General features: G+C 51.2%; 1 rRNA gene. It reads left to right on the plus strand.

Annotated elements, in window-relative coordinates:
* A 23S ribosomal RNA gene (locus AACR11_RS17360) occupies positions 1 to 1,964 on the plus strand; the annotation flags it as partial.

Below are 1,964 nucleotides of genomic sequence, written 5' to 3' on the forward strand. Positions count from 1 at the left end.
GCGAACCGGGGGAACTGAAACATCTAAGTACCTCGAGGAAAAGAAATCAACCGAGATTCCGAAAGTAGCGGCGAGCGAAATTGGACTAGCCCTTAAGCTTTTTATGCGTCAGGTGAAACTTCTGGAAAGTTGTGCGATACAGGGTGATAGCCCCGTAACCGGCAACGCATTTAAAGTGAAATCGAGTAGGGCGGGACACGTGATATCCTGTCTGAATATGGGGGGACCATCCTCCAAGGCTAAATACTACTGACTGACCGATAGTGAACCAGTACCGTGAGGGAAAGGCGAAAAGAACCCCTGTGAGGGGAGTGAAATAGAACCTGAAACCGTGTACGTACAAGCAGTAGGAGCACCTTCGTGGTGTGACTGCGTACCTTTTGTATAATGGGTCAGCGACTTATATTCAGTGGCAAGGTTAACCATCTAGGGGAGCCGTAGGGAAACCGAGTCTTAACTGGGCGTTCAGTCTCTGGATATAGACCCGAAACCAGGTGATCTAGCCATGGGCAGGTTGAAGGTTGAGTAACATCAACTGGAGGACCGAACCGACTAATGTTGAAAAATTAGCGGATGACTTGTGGCTAGGGGTGAAAGGCCAATCAAACCTGGAGATAGCTGGTTCTCCCCGAAAGCTATTTAGGTAGCGCCTCGGACGAATACTACTGGGGGTAGAGCACTGTTAAGGCTAGGGGGTCATCCCGACTTACCAACCCTTTGCAAACTCCGAATACCAGTAAGTACTATCCGGGAGACACACGGCGGGTGCTAACGTCCGTCGTGGAGAGGGAAACAACCCAGACCGCCAGCTAAGGTCCCAAATTACTACTAAGTGGGAAACGATGTGGGAAGGCTCAGACAGCCAGGATGTTGGCTTAGAAGCAGCCATCATTTAAAGAAAGCGTAATAGCTCACTGGTCGAGTCGGCCTGCGCGGAAGATGTAACGGGGCTAAGTAGTAAACCGAAGCTGCGGCAATGCACTTTAGTGCATTGGGTAGGGGAGCGTTCTGTAAGCGGTTGAAGGTGTGTGGTAACGCATGCTGGACGTATCAGAAGTGCGAATGCTGACATGAGTAACGATAAAGGGGGTGAAAAACCTCCTCGCCGGAAGACCAAGGGTTCCTGTCCAACGTTAATCGGGGCAGGGTAAGTCGACCCCTAAGGCGAGGCCGAAAGGCGTAGTCGATGGGAAACGGGTTAATATTCCCGTACTTCTTACAATTGCGATGGGGGGACGGAGAAGGCTAGGTGGGCCTGGCGACGGTTGTCCAGGTTCAAGTGCGTAGGCTTAAGAGTTAGGTAAATCCGGCTCTTTTTAAGGCTGAGACACGACGTCGAGCTACTACGGTAGTGAAGTCATTGATGCCATGCTTCCAGGAAAAGCCTCTAAGCTTCAGATTGTAAGGAATCGTACCCCAAACCGACACAGGTGGTCGGGTAGAGAATACCAAGGCGCTTGAGAGAACTCGGGTGAAGGAACTAGGCAAAATGGTACCGTAACTTCGGGAGAAGGTACGCTCTCGACGGTGAAGTCCCTCGCGGATGGAGCTATTGAGAGTCGCAGATACCAGGTGGCTGCAACTGTTTATTAAAAACACAGCACTGTGCAAAATCGTAAGATGACGTATACGGTGTGACGCCTGCCCGGTGCCGGAAGGTTAATTGATGGGGTTAGACTTCGGTCGAAGCTCTTGATCGAAGCCCCGGTAAACGGCGGCCGTAACTATAACGGTCCTAAGGTAGCGAAATTCCTTGTCGGGTAAGTTCCGACCTGCACGAATGGCGTAATGATGGCCACGCTGTCTCCACCCGAGACTCAGTGAAATTGAAATCGCTGTGAAGATGCAGTGTACCCGCGGCTAGACGGAAAGACCCCGTGAACCTTTACTACAGCTTGGCACTGAACATTGACCCTACATGTGTAGGATAGGTGGGAGGCTTTGAAGCACGGTCGCTAGATTGT

It is taken from the genome of Vibrio sp. L85 (assembly GCF_963871815.1).
In the GTDB taxonomy this organism is placed as follows: Bacteria; Pseudomonadota; Gammaproteobacteria; order Enterobacterales; family Vibrionaceae; genus Vibrio; species Vibrio harveyi.